Source organism: Salinimicrobium oceani, from assembly GCF_012037645.1.
Map to the genome: position 1 here is coordinate 1 of NZ_JAAVJR010000057.1, position 478 is coordinate 478.

Below are 478 nucleotides of genomic sequence, written 5' to 3' on the forward strand. Positions count from 1 at the left end.
TGCAAAAAAGGGCACTTTTATTAAGTGGAATCCTGCGGTTAAGACAAAAGAAGATCAGGATGCGCTACTTAAAGCCCTTATAGAAGATAAAATTGATGTGATTGCGACAGATCATGCGCCACACACCAGGGAAGAGAAAAAGAATGTTTACACCAAAGCCCCAAGTGGAGGTCCCTTAGTGCAACATGCTTTACCTGCAATGTTACAAATGCATCACCAGGGAAAGATATCTTTGGAAAAGATCGTTGAGAAGATGTGTCATAACCCTGCAATTCTTTTCGATATTGAAAAACGAGGCTTTATACGAGAAGGTTATAAGGCAGATCTTGTTATTGTGGATCTCAACGCTCCGTGGGCGGTTCAGCCGGGGAACACCCTCTATAAATGTGGCTGGTCTCCTTTTGAAGGTATAACTTTTAAGTCCCGCGTTACTCACACCTTTGTAAATGGTAATTTGGTCTACAAAAACTTTAATTTC

Annotated in this window: 1 protein-coding gene; it reads left to right on the forward strand. The window is 41.2% G+C overall.

From position 1 onward, the window contains the following. Positions 1 to 478, forward strand: a 478-nt coding sequence (locus HC175_RS15335; RefSeq protein WP_168139337.1) for an amidohydrolase family protein, incomplete at both ends; no start/stop codon positions are given.